The 16,082-nt window shown below is 60.2% G+C and carries 16 protein-coding genes and 1 pseudogene; 7 read left to right on the top strand and 10 right to left on the bottom strand.

Annotated elements, in window-relative coordinates; all coding sequences use genetic code 11:
* Positions 1-31: 31 nt before the first annotated feature.
* The 5 genes and pseudogenes from carA to grpE form a co-directional block, all read right to left on the bottom strand.
* Positions 32-1,180: a glutamine-hydrolyzing carbamoyl-phosphate synthase small subunit gene (carA, locus tag ACOCLD_RS17810; RefSeq protein ID WP_422910118.1), complete on the bottom strand. Its 1,149-nt coding sequence runs from the start codon at positions 1,178-1,180 to the stop codon at positions 32-34.
* 207 nt (positions 1,181-1,387) lie between these two features.
* Positions 1,388-2,191 carry a 4-hydroxy-tetrahydrodipicolinate reductase gene (dapB, locus tag ACOCLD_RS17815; protein ID WP_422910119.1) on the bottom strand — a complete coding sequence of 268 codons (804 nt, stop codon included), beginning with the start codon at positions 2,189-2,191 and terminating at the stop codon, positions 1,388-1,390.
* A gap of 71 nt (positions 2,192-2,262) precedes the next feature.
* Positions 2,263-3,399, bottom strand: coding sequence for a molecular chaperone DnaJ (gene dnaJ / locus ACOCLD_RS17820; protein WP_257777536.1), 1,137 nt, complete (start codon positions 3,397-3,399; stop codon positions 2,263-2,265).
* Positions 3,400-3,521: 122 nt separating this feature from the next.
* Complete coding sequence (gene dnaK / locus ACOCLD_RS17825; RefSeq protein ID WP_257777537.1) at positions 3,522-5,438, bottom strand: molecular chaperone DnaK; 1,917 nt, start codon at positions 5,436-5,438, stop codon at positions 3,522-3,524.
* 99 nt (positions 5,439-5,537) lie between these two features.
* Positions 5,538-6,110 (bottom strand): annotated as a pseudogene (gene grpE, locus ACOCLD_RS17830) (nucleotide exchange factor GrpE); the annotation flags it as partial.
* A gap of 152 nt (positions 6,111-6,262) precedes the next feature.
* Between grpE and recN the strand changes: the two are divergent.
* Positions 6,263-7,936 (top strand): DNA repair protein RecN, encoded by a 1,674-nt coding sequence (gene recN / locus ACOCLD_RS17835; protein ID WP_422910120.1) that lies wholly within the window; start codon positions 6,263-6,265, stop codon positions 7,934-7,936.
* A gap of 59 nt (positions 7,937-7,995) precedes the next feature.
* Here recN and fur read toward each other — a convergent pair whose 3' ends face one another.
* The gene (fur, locus tag ACOCLD_RS17840; RefSeq protein WP_233686430.1) at positions 7,996-8,400 is read right to left on the bottom strand and encodes a ferric iron uptake transcriptional regulator; all 405 of its coding nucleotides are present in this window, start codon (positions 8,398-8,400) and stop codon (positions 7,996-7,998) included.
* Between the two features lie 97 nt (positions 8,401-8,497).
* Between fur and ACOCLD_RS17845 the strand changes: the two genes are divergently transcribed.
* Positions 8,498-9,016, top strand: coding sequence for an outer membrane protein assembly factor BamE (locus tag ACOCLD_RS17845; RefSeq protein ID WP_257777540.1), 519 nt, complete (start codon positions 8,498-8,500; stop codon positions 9,014-9,016).
* Positions 9,017-9,081: 65 nt separating this feature from the next.
* Here ACOCLD_RS17845 and ACOCLD_RS17850 read toward each other — a convergent pair whose 3' ends face one another.
* Genes ACOCLD_RS17850 through ACOCLD_RS17860 form a run of 3 tightly spaced genes read right to left on the bottom strand, consistent with a single transcriptional unit; the run spans position 9,082 to position 11,267 of the window.
* Positions 9,082-9,402 (bottom strand): RnfH family protein, encoded by a 321-nt coding sequence (locus tag ACOCLD_RS17850; RefSeq protein WP_392540573.1) that lies wholly within the window; start codon positions 9,400-9,402, stop codon positions 9,082-9,084.
* Positions 9,395-9,829, bottom strand: coding sequence for a type II toxin-antitoxin system RatA family toxin (locus ACOCLD_RS17855; RefSeq protein ID WP_257777542.1), 435 nt, complete (start codon positions 9,827-9,829; stop codon positions 9,395-9,397). Before ACOCLD_RS17855 ends, ACOCLD_RS17850 begins: the two co-directional genes overlap by 8 nt.
* 34 nt (positions 9,830-9,863) lie before the next feature.
* Positions 9,864-11,267 carry a sodium-dependent transporter gene (locus ACOCLD_RS17860; protein WP_422910121.1) on the bottom strand — a complete coding sequence of 468 codons (1,404 nt, stop codon included), beginning with the start codon at positions 11,265-11,267 and terminating at the stop codon, positions 9,864-9,866.
* A gap of 152 nt (positions 11,268-11,419) precedes the next feature.
* Between ACOCLD_RS17860 and smpB the strand changes: the two genes are divergently transcribed.
* A complete protein-coding gene (smpB, locus tag ACOCLD_RS17865; protein WP_257777544.1) occupies positions 11,420-11,902 on the top strand; it encodes an SsrA-binding protein SmpB in 483 nt (160 codons plus the stop codon).
* A 63-nt stretch (positions 11,903-11,965) separates the two neighbouring features.
* On the opposite strand, the gene ACOCLD_RS17870 is transcribed toward smpB, so the two are convergent.
* Positions 11,966-12,595: a LysE family transporter gene (locus ACOCLD_RS17870; RefSeq protein WP_422910122.1), complete on the bottom strand. Its 630-nt coding sequence runs from the start codon at positions 12,593-12,595 to the stop codon at positions 11,966-11,968.
* 82 nt (positions 12,596-12,677) lie between these two features.
* On the opposite strand from ACOCLD_RS17870, the gene ACOCLD_RS17875 reads away from it, so the two are divergent.
* The 4 genes from ACOCLD_RS17875 (at position 12,678) to ACOCLD_RS17890 (ending at position 16,047) form a co-directional block, all read left to right on the top strand.
* Entirely contained in the window at positions 12,678-13,643 is a 966-nt protein-coding gene (locus ACOCLD_RS17875) for a 2-hydroxyacid dehydrogenase (protein WP_422910123.1), read from the top strand.
* A 28-nt stretch (positions 13,644-13,671) separates the two neighbouring features.
* Positions 13,672-14,670, top strand: a complete 999-nt coding sequence (locus tag ACOCLD_RS17880; RefSeq protein ID WP_422910124.1) for a methyltransferase — start codon at positions 13,672-13,674, stop codon at positions 14,668-14,670.
* 244 nt (positions 14,671-14,914) lie between these two features.
* On the top strand, positions 14,915-15,499 hold the full coding sequence (locus ACOCLD_RS17885) for a TMEM165/GDT1 family protein (protein ID WP_392540578.1): 585 nt from the start codon (positions 14,915-14,917) through the stop codon (positions 15,497-15,499).
* A 104-nt stretch (positions 15,500-15,603) separates the two neighbouring features.
* Positions 15,604-16,047, top strand: coding sequence for an ester cyclase (locus ACOCLD_RS17890; protein ID WP_422910125.1), 444 nt, complete (start codon positions 15,604-15,606; stop codon positions 16,045-16,047).
* Positions 16,048-16,082 lie beyond the last annotated feature (35 nt).

A 16,082-nucleotide genomic window follows, 5' to 3' on the forward strand; every position in this document is an offset into this window, starting at 1 on the left:
CTCTCTCGAATCCTTGGGTCAGTCGGCGGGTTTAACGGCGCTTGGCCATGGCTTCGATAAAACGGTCAAACAAGGGGGCTACGTCGTGCGGGCCAGGACTGGCTTCAGGGTGACCCTGGAAGCTGAAGGCGTCCTTGTCGGTGCGCTCGATACCCTGCAGGGTGCCGTCGAACAGCGACTTGTGGGTGGCGCGCAGGTTGGCCGGCAGGCTCGGCTCGTCCACGGCAAAACCGTGGTTCTGGCTGGTGATCATCACCACACCGCTATCTAGGTCCTGTACCGGGTGGTTGGCACCGTGGTGACCAGTGCCCATTTTCACGGTCTTGGCGCCGGAGGCCAGGGCCAGCAGCTGGTGACCGAGGCAGATACCGAACACCGGAATCTCGGTATTGAGAATTTCCTTGATCGCGGCGATGGCGTAGTCGCACGGCTCGGGATCGCCAGGGCCGTTGGAGAGGAACACACCGTCCGGGTTCAGCGCCAACACTTCGGCAGCCGGAGTCTGCGCCGGCACCACAGTCAGGCGGCAACCGCGCTCGACCAGCATACGCAGGATGTTGGTTTTGACCCCGTAGTCGTAAGCGACCACGTGGTACTTGAGTTCGCTGGCCGGGATTTGCGGGTGGCTGTCGTCTTTCAGATTCCACACACTGGAGCGCCACTCGTAACGCTCGGTGCAGCTGACCACCTTGGCCAGGTCCATGCCTTTCAGGCCAGGGAAGCTGCGCGCCAGCTCCAGGGCTTTTTCCTCGGTAGCGTCATCGCCTACCAGGATGCAGCCGTTCTGCGAGCCCTTTTCACGCAGGATGCGGGTCAGGCGGCGGGTATCGATACCGGCGATGGCAACGGTGCCGTTTTCCTTGAGGTACTCGTCCAGTGGCTGCTTGTTGCGCCAGTTGCTGGAGATCAGCGGCAGGTCACGGATGATCAGGCCGGCAGCCCACACGCGGTTGGATTCGGCATCTTCCGGCGTGGTGCCGGTGTTGCCGATATGCGGGTAGGTCAGGGTAACGATCTGCTGGGCATAGGAAGGATCGGTAAGGATTTCCTGATAGCCGGTCATGGCGGTGTTAAAAACCACCTCTCCAATAGTCTGGCCATCGGCACCGATGGCCTCGCCGCGAAAAATGCTGCCATCAGCAAGAGCCAAAATGGCAGGTTTAAGGGCTGGCTTACTCAAGAAAACCTCCGAAAATCAAAACGTGAAGCAAACGCAGATTGTAAAAAAGCGGGATGACGTATCGACCGTCACCCCGCTTCTTTATCTGATTCATTCTGCGCAACTTTAGTGGACACACTAAAGCAGAAAGCTTACAGGAAAGTCCCTTTTCGGTCCACCGCCAGTTGCAGGCAAGACACAGTTAACTGCGCCCTGCGACAGCATGCCTCAGTTCAGACCGAGAACATCCTGCATGTCGTACAGCCCCGGCTGGCGATCCTGCAGCCACAGAGCTGCACGCACGGCCCCCTTGGCGAAGGTCATACGGCTCGAGGCTTTGTGGGTGATTTCCACACGCTCGCCATCGGCGGCGAACAGTACGGTGTGATCGCCGACCACATCGCCAGCACGCACCGTGGCAAAGCCAATGGTTTCACGCTCACGCGCACCGGTCTGGCCTTCGCGACCGTAGACCGCGACTTTCTGCAGATCGCGCCCCAGGGCATTGGCCACCACCTCCCCCATACGCAAGGCGGTGCCAGACGGCGCATCGACCTTGTGGCGATGGTGGGCTTCGATGACTTCAATATCCACGTCATCGCCCAGCACCCGTGCCGCAGTGTCGAGCAACTTCAGGCACAGGTTGACGCCGACACTGAAGTTGGCAGCAAACACGACCGGAATCTGCTTACCGGCCTCAGCCAACAACTGCTTTTCTTCCGGGGAAAAACCGGTGGTACCGATCACCATGGATTTACCGGCCTGACGGCAGATTTCCAGGTTCTTCAGGGTGACCGATGGGTGAGTGAAATCGATCAGCACATCGAACTGATCGAGCACCGCATTCAGATCGCCGGCCAGGTTGACGCCGATCTTGCCCTGCGCCACCAGCTCACCGACATCCGCGCCGACCAGACTGCTGTCAGCTCGATCGATCGCCGCGCTCAGACTTGCGCCATCGGCCAGCTGCACGGCCTCGATCAGGGTCTTGCCCATGCGCCCGGCGGCGCCCATCACAGCAATACGTTGCATAGCTATCAGCTCCAAGCTGTCGCCACAGACTGCAGCCGCCGTTTAGCGAGCGCGCAGCCTGTCAGCGGGATTTACAGGTCGCCAAAGAAGCGCTTAACGCCTTCGAACCAGCCATTGGCTTTCGGCGAATGCGAGCTGTCGCCTTCCAGGGTCTTGCGGAATTCATCCAGCAGTTCGCGCTGACGACGATCCAGGTTGACCGGGGTTTCTACCGCCACCTTGCACATCAGATCACCGGCACCACCACCACGCACCGGAGCAACGCCCTTGCCGCGCAGGCGGAACATCTTGCCGGTCTGCGTGCCTTCCGGAATTTTCAGCTTGACCCGGCCATCCAGGGTCGGCACTTCCAGCTCGCCACCCAGGGCTGCATCGGCAAAGCTGATCGGCACTTCGCAATACAGGTGCTTGCCGTCACGCTGGAAGATCGCGTGCTCGCGCACATTCACCACCACGTAGAGGTCGCCCGCCGGGCCACCCATGGCACCCGCCTCGCCTTCGCCGGACAGGCGAATACGATCACCGGTATCCACGCCAGCCGGCACTTTAACCGACAGGGTCTTGTGCTCTTCCACCCGGCCATGGCCGTGGCAAGAGCCGCACGGATCAGTGATCATCTTGCCGCTGCCGTGGCAACGTGGACAGGTCTGCTGTACCGAGAAGAAGCCCTGCTGCATGCGCACCTGGCCGATACCGCCACAGGTGGTACAGGTTACCGGACTGGTGCCCTTCTTCGCCCCCGAACCATCGCAGGTCTTGCAATTGACCAGGGTCGGCACACGAATGGTTACCGTGGTGCCGCGCACCGCCTCTTCCAGATCCAGCTCCAGGGTGTAACGCAGGTCACTGCCGCGCTGCGCACCGCCGCGCTGGCCACCACGACCACCGCCACCGCCGAAGAAATCACTGAACACATCGCCAAAAATATCGGAGAAGTTCGCCCCACCGAAGCCCGCACCACCGCCCCCGCCACCCATCTGCGGATCGACACCGGCATGACCATACTGGTCATAGGCCGAACGCTTGGCGGCATCGGAGAGCACTTCGTAAGCCTCGTTGGCTTCCTTGAACTTCTCTTCCGAGGCTTTATCGTCGGGATTGCGGTCCGGGTGATACTTCATGGCCAGACGGCGGTAAGCCTTTTTCAGCTCCGCTTCACTGGCACCGCGCTCGACACCGAGCACCTCGTAATAGTCACGTTTAGCCATAAGTCTTCAACACCTTCAAATCGTCTACTCCAGACACGCCAACGCGGGAGCAAGCTCCCGCGCGGCGGATCATGCCGGGCGTGACTTGCGCCACACCCGGCCAGAGCGGCATAAGCTTGCGCTTACTTGTTGTCTTTGACCTCTTCGAACTCAGCGTCGACTACGTCGTCCGCTGCGTCCTTGGCTTGCTCACCACCGGCCGCCTGGGCACCCGGCTGCGGCTGCTCGGCGTACATTTTTTGCGCCAGCGGTGCAGTCACTTCGGACAGCGCAGTCATCTTGGCTTCGATCTCGGCCTTGTCATCACCCTTGATCGCCACTTCCAGCGCGCTCAGTGCGGTTTCGATGGCTGCTTTCTCATCAGCCGTGGCCTTGTCGCCCGCTTCGGTGATCATCTTGCGGGTGGCATGCACCAGCTGGTCACCCTGGTTACGCGCACCGGCCAGCTCCTCAAACTTGCGGTCTTCCTCGGCATTGGCCTCGGCGTCACGCACCATTTGCTGGATCTCTTCCTCGGACAGACCGGAGTTGGCCTTGATCACGATGGACTGCGACTTGCCGGTGGCCTTGTCCTTCGCACTGACGTGCAGGATGCCGTTGGCGTCAATGTCGAAGGTCACTTCGATCTGCGGCACACCGCGCGGCGCCGGCGGAATATCAGCCAGGTCAAACTTGCCCAGCGACTTGTTACCGCTGGCCTGCTTACGCTCGCCCTGCAGCACGTGAATGGTCACCGCACCCTGGTTGTCGTCAGCAGTGGAGAACACCTGCGACTTCTTGGTCGGGATGGTGGTGTTCTTCTCGATCAGCGCCGTCATCACGCCGCCCATGGTTTCGATACCCAGAGTCAGCGGGCTGACGTCCAGCAGCAGCACGTCCTTGACGTCACCGGCCAGTACCGCGCCCTGAATGGCGGCGCCCATGGCTACGGCTTCGTCCGGGTTGACGTCCTTGCGTGCTTCTTTGCCGAAGAAGTCAGCCACGGTTTTCTGCACCAGCGGCATACGGGTCTGACCACCGACCAGAATCACGTCATTGATCGAACCCACATCAATGCCGGCATCTTTCAGTGCGATGCGGCAAGGCTCGATGGTGCGCTGCACCAGATCCTCAACCAGGGCTTCCAGCTTGGCGCGGGAAATCTTCACATTGAGGTGCTTCGGCCCGCTCGCGTCTGCAGTGATGTACGGCAGGTTGACGTCGGTCGACTGGCTGGAAGACAGCTCGATCTTGGCCTTCTCAGCAGCTTCTTTCAGGCGCTGCATGGCCAGCGGGTCACCCTTGAGGTTCATGCCGCTTTCTTTCTTGAACTCGTCAACGAGGTAGTCGATCAGACGAATGTCAAAGTCTTCACCACCGAGGAAGGTGTCACCGTTGGTGGCCAACACTTCGAACTGATGCTCGCCATCGACTTCAGCGATTTCGATCACCGACACGTCGAAGGTACCGCCACCCAGGTCATAGACAATCACGGTGTGGTCGCCCTTGGCCTTGTCCATACCGTAGGCCAGCGCGGCCGCGGTCGGCTCGTTGATGATGCGTTTGACGTCCAGACCGGCAATACGACCGGCGTCCTTGGTGGCCTGACGCTGGCTGTCGTTGAAGTAGGCGGGAACAGTGATCACGGCTTCGGTCACTGCCTCACCGAGGTAATCTTCGGCGGTCTTCTTCATTTTCTTCAGCACTTCGGCGCTGATTTGCGGCGGTGCCATTTTCTGGCCGTTGACTTCCACCCAGGCGTCACCGTTGTCGGCTTTGGCGATCTTGTATGGCACCATCTGGATGTCTTTCTGCACGACATCCTCTTCAAAACGACGGCCGATCAGACGCTTTACCGCGTACAGGGTGTTGTGCGGGTTGGTCACAGCCTGACGCTTGGCCGACTGACCTACCAGGATTTCGCCATCATTGGCGTAAGCGATGATCGATGGCGTGGTGCGTGCGCCTTCGGCGTTCTCGATAACCTTGACGCTGCCGTTTTCCAGAATAGAGACGCAGGAGTTGGTGGTCCCCAGGTCGATACCAATAATTTTGCCCATATTCACTCTCCCGAAACTTTGATAATTCCGCCGCTGTAACTGGCCAGCGGCGGTAGCACTAAAACGCTTGACTGTTTAATGGGGGCTGCCTGACGAATTTCAAGCCTGCTCATCAATCGATGGTGGCGCTTCGGCCGGCGCCTTGCTGACCACCACCATGGCGGGGCGCAGCAGACGACCATTGAGCATGTAACCCTTCTGGAACACCTTGAGCACACTGTTAGGCTCGACATGGGTGCTTTCCTGCAGCGCCATGGCCTGGTGATGCTCAGGGTTGAACGGTGCACCGTGCGGATCAATCGCCTCCAGCTGGAAACGCTTGAGGGTGTCGTGGAACAGCTTGAGCGTCAGCTCCATGCCTTCACGCACCGCCTTGATCGCCTCATCGTCCGGATTCGACAGCTCAAGACCACGCTCCAGGCTGTCCACCACCGGCAGCAGGTCGTTGGCGAATTTTTCCAGAGCGAACTTGTGCGCCTTCTCGACATCCTGCTCGGCGCGACGGCGCACGTTCTGCAGATCGGCAGCCATGCGCAGCGACTGATCCTGCGCAGTGGCCAGTTGCTCTTCCAGCGCTTGCACGCGGGCAACCAGGTCATCGCCCGCAGCCGCGTCGGCAGCTGTTTGTACGTCGGGGTTCTGCGTATCCAGGGTCTGTTCGTCAGCCATGCGTCTCTCCTCTTGAAATTCGACGCGAGCCTCAACTCACGTGTCTGACCGCTATATGGGGCCAAAAAATGTGGTTTCAAGGACCGCGTACGGATTGTCAGTCCACAAAAAAACACTGTATAAATAACCAGACATGAACTTGGGAGGCCCTCTCCATGCTGGTGCACCTGTCCGTACACAACTACGCCATCGTTGAACACCTTGATCTAGAGCTGGACACCGGCATGAGCGTGATCAGCGGTGAGACCGGTGCGGGTAAATCGATCATGCTCGACGCCCTTGGCCTGACCCTGGGTGATCGCGCGGACAGTGGTGTGGTGCGCCCCGGTGCGGACAAGGCCGACATCCTCGCCAGCTTTGACCTGACCGATATCCCCGAAGCCCGCGCCTGGTTGGCCGAGCGCGATCTGGACAATGACGGCCCCTGCATCCTGCGCCGGGTAATCACCGCCGAAGGCCGCTCGCGCGGCTATATCAATGGCGCACCCTGCCCACAAGGCGACCTCAAAGCCCTGGGCGAACTGCTGATCGATATCCACAGTCAGCATGAACACCAGTCGCTGCTCAAGGCCGACACCCACCGTCGCCTGCTCGACGAGTACGCCGGCAGCCAGGAGCTGGCGCGCCAGGTGCAACTCGCCGCACAACGCTGGAAGCAGACGCGCAACGAACTGGAGCGCGTCTCCAACATCGGCGACGAACAGCGCGCCCGTCACCAACTGCTCAGCTATCAGCTGGAAGAGCTCGACAACCTGGCCTTGGGCGAAGACGAACTTGAGCAGTTGGAGCAGGAACACAAAAACCTCACCAATGCCGAAAGCCTGCTCAGCGCCTGCCGCCTGGTGATCGAACAATGCAGCGAGAATGACGCGGGCAACGTGCTATCCGCCCTGACCAGCAGCCTGAATCGTCTCGGCGCATTCAAGGGGCAGCCAGGCGCACTGAGCGAAGCCAGCAACCTGCTGGCCAGCGCACAGATCCAGATCGAAGAAGCGGTTGGTGAGCTCAATCGCTTCCTCGACCATTTCGAGGCTGACCCGGAACGCCTGCAACAGATGGAAGAACGCCTGGACGCGATCTACACCCTGGCGCGCAAGCACCGCATTCAGCCCAGTGAACTGGGTGCCATGCAGCAGCAACTGTTCGAAGAGCTGGAAAGCCTGAATGCCGATGACCAGGCCGCCGAACGCCTGAGCGAGGAATTGGCAGCCTTTGAACGGCACTACCAGGAAAAAGCCGCCGAACTGAGTACGCTGCGCGCCAGCGCTGCCAGTCAGCTGGCCAGCGCAGTCGAACAGGAAATGCAGACCCTGGGCATGCCCGGCGGGCGCTTCACCATCAAGCTAACGACCAACACTAGCAGTGAGCCGCACCCCAACGGCCTGGAGCAGCTGGAATTTCTGGTCAGCGCCAACCCTGGCCAACCGTTGAAGGCTCTGGCCAAAGTCGCCTCGGGTGGCGAACTGTCGCGCATCAGCCTGGCGATCCAGGTAATCACCGCACAAACCTCGCGGGTACCAACTCTGGTGTTCGATGAAGTCGACGTCGGTATCGGCGGCCCCACCGCCGAAGTGGTCGGGCAACTGTTGCGCCGGCTCGGCGAGCGGGGCCAGGTACTGACGGTTACCCACTTGCCGCAGGTGGCCGCACAAGGCCATCAGCACCTGTTCGTGCACAAGGTGCGTGACAGCGATGCCACCCGTACTGCAGTGAGCAAACTGAGCCCGGCACAGCGCGTCGAGGAAATCGCCCGCATGCTTGGCGGCGTCGACCTCACCGAAGAATCGCTGGCCCACGCCCGACAGATGGTCGGCAGCGCCCAAGCCTGATCAACCCGCTAAAACGCAAAAAGGCGACCCGAGGGTCGCCTTTTTCATAGCAGTCGCAATCAGCTTTTCTTGCGCACGTACAACACAAGATTGTGATCGACCAGCTCGAAACCGTGCTCTTTGACGATTTCCTTCTGACGCCTCTCGATCTCGGGATCAAAGAACTCGATCACCTCACCCGAGTCGACACACACCATATGGTCGTGATGCCCGCTGTCAGCCAGTTCAAATACCGCATGGCCACCATCAAAGTTATGGCGCACCACCAGACCTGCGGCTTCGAACTGAGTCAGTACACGGTAGACAGTGGCCAGGCCAACATCGTCGCCCGCTTCCATCAGGGATTTGTAAACGTCTTCTGCACTCATATGGCGCTGACCGGCCGAGTCGAGCATTTGCAGAATCTTGACCCGTGGCAGGGTCACTTTCAGGCCAGCCTTGCGTAGTTCGCTATTTTCAACCATGGTCTGCTTTCTCGCGGAAGCGGCTTCGCAGCTTCCCTTATTGCGGGTATGATCCGGGTTTATGTTGCCCAGCCAAGATAGTGGAAGTCACCCTCCGATGCAAAAAACCAAGCTCCTGCTGACCAGCCTCACCCTTACGGGGCTACTCGCACTCGCCGGTTGTTCATTCCCCGGGGTTTATAAAATCGACATTCAACAGGGCAATGTCGTGACGCAGGACATGATAGACCAGTTGCGGCCAGGAATGACCCGCAAACAAGTGCGGTTTATCATGGGCAACCCGCTGCTGACTGACACCTTCCACGCCAATCGCTGGGACTACCTCTACAGCATCCAGCCCGGCGGCGGTCAACGCCTGCAGGAGCGCGTCAGCGTCAACTTCAATGCTGACGACCAACTGGTCGGTCTGTCCGGTGACTTTATGCCAGGTGTCAGCCGCGACCAGGCTATTCTCGGCGAAGACAGTGGCGTCACCACCCCGCAAACCACCCAACAGCCAGCCGCTGAAGAAAAACCGGCACCTGGCTCGCTGCTTGAGCAGATTCAACGCGAAGTGGATGAGGTGCAAGTCGTTCCAGTGCCAGTTCCTGAGCCTCTGGAAAGCACACCGCAGTAATATCCGCTCATAGAAAAGCCCGGACTTGTCCGGGCTTTTTTGTCTTAGAGCACCCTGTTCAGCACTCAGTTTCCGCCATCTTCAGCCCTGGCCTGCGCCGCCTTGGCCGCGCGCTGCTTGCGCACTTCTTTCGGATCCGCGATCAGCGGCCGGTAGATTTCCACCCGCTCACCGTCTTCCAGTATCCGCTCATCAGGCTTGCTGACGGCTTTGCCGAAAATCCCGAGCGGACTGCTCTGCAGGTCCAGCCCGGGAAAATGCGCCTGCATACCGGACTGAAGAGCAGCCTGACGCACCGTGGTGCCATGCGGCAGGCTCAGACGCAGCAGTTTCTGCTTGTCGGCCAGGGCATAAACCACCTCAACCACAATATTTGGCTTATCCATAGAGTTGCTTGGCTCGTTGGCAGAAGGCATCCACAAGGGTATTGGTCGCCTGATTGAACAACGGCCCGAGGGTCGCCCGCACCAGCGGCCCGGCGTAATCGAACGTCAGGTCCAGGCTGATCTTGCAGGCTTTGTCACCCAGCGCCTTGAACTCCCATTGGCCATACAACTGGGTAAATGGCCCCTCGACCAGGCTCAGCTTGATCGACTCACCCGGCACCAGGGTATTGGCGGTGACGAAGCGCTGACTCAGGCCGCCCTTAGCCACAGCCAGACTGGCGCGCATGTGAGTTTCACTGACATCCAACACCTCACTGGCCGAACACCAGGGCAAAAATTGCGGGTAACTGGCCACATCATTGACCAGATCAAACAAAGCCTGGGCCGGATAAGGCAGCAGTGCCGAACGCTGAATATGAGTACTCATAACGCAACCACGTCATTAAACAGGGGGCAGGCGATCATTTGCTCAGCTCTGCAATAAACACGATCAGCACGCCAATTGGCGCGACCACACGAATCAACCAATAGACCACGCTGAACAGCAGCGGGCTTTTCAGCGCCAACTCTTCACGTACGGCCTCACGCTTGAGCACCCAACCGGCGAAGATGGCAAAAGCCAGACCGCCGAGCGGCAAGAGAATACGGCTGGTCAGGTAATCGATGGTGTCGAAGAAATTTCGCCCGCCTTCGGCGCCCCACTGGAACAGGTGGAAACCGTCCTCAGCAAAAACAAAGAACTTCGCGTCCGCCCCCAGGTTGAACGACAGCACCGTACCCATACCGACCGTCCAGCAGAGGAACGCCAGCACACTGGTCACCAGCACCCGGCTGCGCTTGGTGCGCTCAACCAGGTAGGCCACTGCTGGCTCCAGCATGGAAATCGATGAGGTCCAGGCGGCAATCAGCACCAGCACGAAGAACACGGTGCCCATTACCTGGCCGAACGCGATGTTGCCGAAAGCCACTGGCAAGGTGACAAACATCAGCCCTGGGCCAGCCCCTGGTTCCAGCCCACCCGCAAAGACAATCGGGAACAGTGCCAGCCCGGCGGTCAGCGCCACCAGGGTATCGAGAATACCGACGGTGAGAATGGTGCCGCCAATTGAGGCGTTTTTCGGCATATAGGCGCCGTACACCATGATCGCGCCGACACCGACACTCAACGTAAAGAAGGCATGCCCCATGGCGGCCAGCACACCATCAAGCACACGATCCGGCTGGAAATTGAAGAGGAAGTGAAACCCCTGCATAAAGTGCCCAGTGGTCATGCTGTAACCCAGCAGCACCAGCAGCAGCACAAACAGCAGCGGCATCATGATCCGCAGACTGCGCTCAAGCCCAGCCACCACGCCACGGGCGATGACATAGCCGGTCAACAGCATAAACAGTGTGTGCCACAACGTCAGCCGCCATGGGTCAGCGGTCAGCGCACCAAAGGCCGCACCAGCACCATCGGCACTGATTCCGCTGAACTGGCCACGCCCCATGCCGAGGATGTAATCAAGCGACCAACCCGCCACAACGCTGTAAAAGGACAGGATCAACAGCGCGGCGATCATGCCCATCAGTGCAGCCCAGGACCACTTCGGCGAGGCCCCTGATTCAATGGCCAGGGTTTTCAGGGTATTCACTGGGCTCTGCCGACCACGACGACCGATCAGGGTCTCGGCGAGCATGATCGGCAAACCGACCATAAAGATGCACACCAGGTACATCATCACGAAAGCCCCACCGCCGTACATGCCGGTCATATAGGGGAACTTCCAGATATTGCCCAAGCCTACTGCCGAACCGGTTGCCGCCAGAATAAACACCCAACGGCTGGCCCAGGCACCGTGGATCGAGACCTTGTCGTTCGCCATGCTCGGCTAGTCCGCTCAACTGAAAAAGATCGCGCATTGTCGGGGATTCGCCAGGACGGCTCAAGCGCAGCCGACGCCAGGTGGCGCGCAAGCGCTTTTGCCGCGTCGCACACATAGCGCACGCGCCAGTGACTCCCTATAATGCGCGCCCTATGGCTAAACAAAAGAAACACCCGCAAGGCACCATCGCGCAAAACAAGAAGGCGATGCACGACTACTTCGTCGAATCCAGGTTCGAGGCAGGCTTGGCCCTGGCCGGCTGGGAAGTGAAGAGTCTGCGCGCCGGCAAGGCTCAGTTGGTCGACAGCTACGTGCTGCTCAAGGACGGCGAAGCCTGGCTGATGGGCTGCCACATCACCCCCCTGAAAACCGCCAGCACCCACGTGATTGCGGACCCAACCCGCACCCGCAAGCTGCTGCTGAACAAACGTGAGCTGGACAGACTGTTCGGGGCTGTGCAGCAGAAAGGCTACACCTGCGTGGCCACGTCGTTGTACTGGAAGGCGCACCTGATCAAATGCGAAATCGCCCTGGCCAAGGGCAAGAAGGATTTCGACAAGCGCCATACCGAGAAAGAGCGCGACGCCGACCGCGAAGTGCAGCGTGCTATGCGCAGCAAAGGCAAAGACGAGTAAAAGCCCGCCGACTCAACGAAAAAGCCCCGCAAATGCGGGGCTTTTTCGTAACAGGCACCAGGCCTAGCGCAGCTCGCTGAAGGCCAGTTTCACCCCGAGGCCCACCAGCACCGCACCCATCAGCCGATCAAACCAGTGGCCCAGCCGCGCAAAGCCGGCACGCACCCGTTGGTGACTGAACAGCTGGGCCACCATACAGAACCACAATGCCGTGGCTACCGCGAGGTAGACACCGTAGCCCGCTTGCACCGGCAACGGCGTATGCGGGTTGATCACCACGGTAAACAGCGACAGGAAAAACAGCGTAGCCTTGGGGTTCAAGCCGTTGGTTACAAAGCCCGCGACAAACGCAGCGCGCGGTGAACGCCCTGCTGCCTCCAGGCTCAACTCTGCATCAGCAGGCACCGCCGGCTTGGCGCGCAATGCGCGAATACCGATATACAGCAGATAGCCTGCCGCCAGCCATTTCAGCGCATTGAACAGCACAATCGACTGCGAGACGATCAAACCTATCCCCAGCAGCGAATAGGCCACATGAATAAAGATGCCGCAGCCTACTCCAATCGCACTGAAAACCCCGGCCCGCCGACCATGGGTCACACTCTCACGTACCACAATTGCGAAGTCCGGGCCCGGGCTGGCCACAGCCAGCAAGTGGATCAGGGCCACAGCTAAAAACTCGGTCCAGTACATGGGGTGGCTCCGCGACGTCGAAATGATTCTGTTAGGCTCGCCACCTTACTCCCCGCTCAAACCCGCAGGATAGATACAGCTGATGAGTAACAGTCACCGCGCGGTCTTTCTCGACCACAGTTCCCTCGATCTGGGCGACCTCGACCTGTCCAGCCTGAGCAGCTGCTTTGCCGACCTGCAGCTGTACCCGCATAGCACCCAGGCGCAAACTATCGAACGCCTGCAGGGCGTGCAGGTGGCGATCAGCAACAAAGCCCCGCTGAATGCCGAGGTATTCGCCGCCTGCCCGGAGCTGAAACTGGTGCTGGTGGCCGCCACAGGCACCAATCCGATTGACCTGGCCGCCGCCCGCGCTCACGGCGTGATCGTCTGCAACTGCCAAGGTTACGGCACACCATCAGTGGCCCAACACACACTCATGTTGCTTCTTGCCCTGGCCACGCGGCTGCCCGATTACCAGCAGGACATTCGCACCGGCCGCTGGCAACAGGCACAGCAGTTCTGCCTGCTCGACCATCCGATTATCGAACTGCACGGCAAAACCCTAGGCCTGCTCGGCCATGGTGAACTGGGTGGCGCAGTGGCCAAACTGGCCGAAGCCTTTGGCATGCGGGTATTGCTTGGCCAGCTACCTGGCCGCCCTGCGCACGCCGACCGCCTGCCACTGGATGAACTGCTGCCTCAGGTCGACGCACTGACCCTGCATTGCCCGCTGAACAACGACACCCTGAATATGATCGGCGCTCGCGAACTCAACCTGATGAAGCCCACGGCCTTTCTGATCAACACCGCCCGCGGCGGCCTGATTAATGAGCAGGCTCTGTCTGACGCACTGCGCGCCGGCCACCTGGGCGGCGCGGCGACCGATGTACTGACCCAGGAGCCGCCGAAGGACGGCAACGTCCTGCTTGCTGCCGACATTCCGCGCCTGATCATTACCCCGCACAGCGCCTGGGGCAGCCGCGAAGCGCGGCAACGCATCGTCGGCCAGCTCAGTGAAAATGCTCATGCCTTCTTCAATGGCGCAGCCATCCGCGTGGTGAGCTAAGCTACGCGACTTTTTTCAAGGAGCGCTTATGGACCCGCGAAGCGAAGTACTGTTGCGCCAGGTTGACCTATTCAACGGCTCGCTGCTGCTTGCCGGTTTGCCAGCGGACGACCTGCTTGCCCAACTCCCTGAAGCCCACGGCTGGAGCTGGCATGCCGGCGAACACGCATGGCTGGACGCCCGCTTCAGCACGCGTTGCCATTTTGGCACCCAGCCTGGCCAGCGCGACTTCCACGCAGCGGTGCTGTTTCTGCCGAAGTCCCGCGAACTGACCGAATACCTGCTCAATAGCCTGGCGGCACGCCTGAATGGCCGTGAGCTGTTTCTGGTCGGTGAAAAACGCGCCGGTATCGAGCGCGCCGCCAAGCAGCTGGCGAGCTTCGGCCAGGCACGTAAGCTCGACAGCGCCCGGCACTGTCAGCTCTGGCAGGTACGGGTTGAGCACGCACCCGCCGCGCCGAATCTGCACAGCCTGGCGCAACGCTACGAACTGCAACTGGCAGACGGCCCACTCAGCGTGCTCAGCCTGCCCGGCGTATTCAGCCACGGTCGCCTGGATGTCGGCAGCGCCCTGCTCCTCGAACACCTCGACGATTTACCCAGCGGGCATATTCTGGATTTCGGCTGCGGCGCCGGCGTACTCGGCGCGGCACTAAAGCGCCGCTACCCGGACAGCCGGATTACTCTGCTGGACGTGGACGCCTTTGCCGTCGAAAGTAGCCGCCTGACCCTGGCCGCCAATGGTCTTGAAGCCGATGTCATCAATGGTGACGGTATCGATGCCGCGCCCACGGGATTGAGTGCAATCCTCAGCAACCCGCCCTTTCACCAGGGCGTGCACACCCATTACCAGGCCACCGAGCACCTGCTACGCCAGGCCAGCCAGCACCTGGCCAGCAAAGGCGAATTGCGCCTGGTTGCCAACAGTTTTCTCAAGTACCCACCGCTGATCGAACAGCACCTCGGCCCCTGCCAGCCCCTGGCCGACGCAAAGGGTTTCCGCATCTACCGCGCCCGCAAAAGCTAAACGGGGCTTGCCCTATTACGGATGCGCGGGCAGAATGCGCGCGTCCTAGGGGAGTAGTCTCCCGCGAGCGCCAGCTCGCCCGGCACACGTCAACATACTTGCTCCGCAGAGCATGGCGCGTGCGACCCAAGGCCCACTCAGAGGGGCCTGCGGTTTGACAAGACCTATGACACGCACACCTTACCCGGGGCGGGAAGGCTGTACGTGTCATAGCCGTGTCGACCCGCCCCTTTAGGAAAGCCTGATGCTTGAATCCCTGTTTGTCCCAACCTTTATCGTTGCCCTCGCCGAAATTGGCGACAAGACCCAACTGCTGGCCTTGCTGCTCGCGGCGCGTTTTCGCAAACCCTGGCCGATCATCTGGGGCATCGTCGTCGCGACCCTGGCCAACCACTTTGCCGCCGGGGCGATCGGCAACTGGGTTGCCAGCTTCTTCTCCCCTGCCACCTTGAGCTGGATCCTTGCCGCCAGCTTTGTCGCCGTAGCGCTGTGGACCCTGATTCCCGACAAACTGGATGACGACGAAAGCTCCAGCTTCAAGCGCTATGGCCCATTCCTAACCACGCTGATTGCCTTCTTCCTGGCGGAAATGGGCGATAAAACCCAAGTGGCCACGGTGATGCTCGCCGCGCAGTACCCGCATTTCATTCTGGTGGTCATCGGCACCACGCTGGGCATGCTGATCGCCAACGTACCCGTGGTACTGGCGGGCAACTTTGCCGCCGAACGTTTGCCACTGACCTTGATTCGCCGCCTGGCCGCGTGCGCCTTTGCAGCATTGGCGGTGTACGCGGGGTATCAAGCGCTGAAATTCAGCGGCCTTATTTGACATCGGTTTGACGCCGGGGCACTGGCGTTTCGGCCAATACTCCGGCCTCCGGACGGCTGTAAAGTGCGCAACATCCTGCCCACCCAGCCGTCAGGGAGACATGCATGTCACTGGATGATCGGAAAAAACTGGTTCGCCACCATATCGAACTGTCGTGGAACAAGGGCCGCACCGCGCTCGCCGAGCACATGCACAGCCCGGACTTTCTCTACAAAAGCTCATTTATCGGCCGACCACTGTCCAGCGCCGCTTTTGCCCAGATGGTGCAGGACATCCGCCATGCCATGCCTGACTTGCAAGTAGTGGTCGAGGAATGCATCGCCGAGGGCGATAAAGTGGTGACTTGGAGCACCCTGATCGGCACCATCCAGAAGCCGGCTCTGGGCTATCCGCCAAGTGACAAGGTGCTGAGCATTTCCGCCATGGCGTTCTGGACGCTGACACCAAGCAACGAGATCAAGGAAATCTGCACCATGTTCGACATGGAGAGTTTCCGCGCGCAACTCGGCCTGGCCACTCAGCCCTTTGCCGCCAAGGCATTGCCCTGAATAAATAGCGCACCACAAAAAGCCGCCTAATTAGG

Source organism: Pseudomonas cimarronensis (assembly GCF_049331905.1).
Taxonomy (GTDB): domain Bacteria; phylum Pseudomonadota; class Gammaproteobacteria; order Pseudomonadales; family Pseudomonadaceae; genus Aquipseudomonas.